A 2,238-nucleotide genomic window follows, 5' to 3' on the forward strand; every position below is an offset into this window, starting at 1 on the left:
ACACCCCGTCACCGGGTGCAGGGAGGCCCTCGCCCGCGCCCGTGGCCCGCTCGCCAGCGTGCTCGCCGGACACCGCCTCCACCGCCGCGGCGGCGCGCTCCTCGATCTCCTGCCGCAGAGCGGCCGCCGAGATCCGCATCGTCGCGCCGCTCTCCAACTGTCCGCCGCCGAACGGCAGGTCGCCACCCGGCGCCCCGGGAACCGCGGTCGAAGGGAAGGAAGGGGCGGAAGGAGCGGGCGGAGTGGGAGGGGCGGGAGGAGCGGGAGGGGCGGGCGAGGGAGAAGGAGCGGCAGGAGGCGGCGGATCGGCCGGAGCCGACGGCCCCACCGGCTCCGACGGCTCCCAGGACGCGGACTCCTCCGCGGAGTCGGCGGCACCGCCGGCGTTCTCCCGGTACCAGGCAGGCGTGTCGTAGTCGATGGTGAACTCGCCCGTCGTCTCGACGGCGGACTCCGCGTCGGACTGGTCATCGCCCGGTGTGGTCCAACCCCCGTGGATACCATCCCGATCGCTGTTCACAATTCCTCCTGGTTGGTCGAGCGCAGGCACCCCACCCTAATCACCCCGGTCGCCGGAACGGCAGGCCCGTCGGCCGGTGGAAAGCGGGGAAGGCCCGCGAAGGACCGGACGGCCCCCCGGTCGCCTCAGTCCATGCGCCGCGGCGTACCCAGCAACCCGACCTCGGCGTCCGTGGGTTGCGTCATCACGTACTGACGGTCCCGGTCCGCGCACCACAGGGTGACGCCGTCGGCCAGCGTCGGCAGCGAGTCCACGTCACCGCGCGGAAGCGCCAACGCCCGCCCGGTTTCGGCGGCTTCGTCCGGAGACAGCCGCTGGACGCCCACCAGCCGGGCCTGACGCATCAGCCGCGGCGCCACCGGAGACAGGTACGGCAGCAGGGTCAGCACGGCCTGCCAGGGGCCGGCCACCACCCGTCCGCGCGGCGGCCGCATGCCGCAGTCCCGCACCACCAGCACCGGACTGCCCGCCGACGCGCCCTGGGGCGGCACCCGGCCCACGTCGTACACCGACAGCCCGTTCTGCCCGCCGCCCATGGCGTGCACCATCTGCATCCACGCCTGCGGACGACCGGTCTCCACGGCCACCCGCGCACCGGTCGCGGCGGCACGCAGCGCCAGCACCTGGGTCGTCCACAGGCTGCCGATCAGCACGATGTCGTACGGGGTGGGGCGGTTGAGCCCCAGGACGGCAGGCTGGCCCTCCGCGTCCACGCCGATCACCACGCCGTCGTCGCCGATCGGCAGCGTCAGCGACCCCAACTGCTCCAAGGGCACGCTGTGCCGACCGTGCCGGGGGCCCAGCAGGCCCGAACCGCGACTGATCACCGGGTGCCTCCCAGCGGCAGAGTGGCGAGCACGCCGGGCAGCTGCTCCCGGTCCAGCCTGGCCAGACCGACGCCCGCGCGACGCGCCGCGTCCTGCAACGCCCGGCGTGCGGAGGTGAGTTCCTCGGCGCTGCGGCCGGTCACCCGCAGGTGCCCGGTCAGCGCCACCGCCTGCCCGTCGCCGCGGGCCAGGGTGAGACTGAAGGTGGTGGCCAGCGCGGGCACCGCCGTCAGCTCGGCCACCAGCTGCGGCAGAGTGACGCCCCGCCCGCCCAAGGAGGGCCAGCGGCGCACCCAGTACGCGGTGTGACGGCGGTTGTCGCACCGCCAGTTGCGGGCCGACTCCTCGGTGCGGCGCTCCCGTACCTCCGTGCGGCCCGCCTCCGCGGTGACCAGGGGATTGGCACAGGCCGAGGTCGCCATCGCCGCGACCACTTCCTCCTCGTCCAGCACGTTCACCCGGAACCCGGCACCGGTCAGCCGGCTGGCCAGGTGATCCGCGGCCCGCACCACGCACTTCTGCGCACCGGTCACCCCGCCGCCGCGCGCGGCCACCGCCTCCGCGCACAGTTCCGGGTCCAGCTTGAGCGCGATCCAGGTGATCCGCACCGCGGGAGCGCCCGTACTGGCTTGGAGCGGCGCGTAGTTGGTGACGGCCACCGACTGCTGCGGCAGGTGCAGCGCCGGGGCGGGCTGGGTGTGCAGCAGGATCTGGGCGGACTCCAGCCGGATGTCGTCCACCTCGAGGGCGTCACCGACCAGCGCCAGCGGCAGCGGACGACGGCTCCGCTCGGCGCGCAGCGCGGTGGCGTCCGCCTCCACCTGGAGCACCGCCGTGAGGAAGGTGCCGTCGCCGACCAGGCCCACCGGCCGCCGGTCCCGGCCGCCGTAG

General features: G+C 74.8%; 3 protein-coding genes. All 3 read right to left on the minus strand.

The features are described from left to right. On the minus strand, nucleotides 1-520 hold a 520-nt coding region (locus HW445_RS27720; RefSeq protein ID WP_308800026.1), incomplete at its 3' end, for an SCO5717 family growth-regulating ATPase. A gap of 125 nt (nucleotides 521-645) precedes the next feature. Then, on the minus strand, nucleotides 646-1,347 hold the full coding sequence (locus HW445_RS27725; RefSeq protein ID WP_180223610.1) for a hypothetical protein: 702 nt from the start codon (nucleotides 1,345-1,347) through the stop codon (nucleotides 646-648). Continuing rightward, on the minus strand, nucleotides 1,344-2,238 hold an 895-nt coding region (gene eccE, locus HW445_RS27730; RefSeq protein WP_180223611.1), incomplete at its 5' end, for a type VII secretion protein EccE. The genes HW445_RS27725 and eccE, both read right to left, overlap by 4 nt.

The organism is Streptomyces sp. UH6, from assembly GCF_013421635.1.
GTDB lineage: Bacteria > Actinomycetota > Actinomycetes > Streptomycetales > Streptomycetaceae > Streptomyces > Streptomyces abyssomicinicus.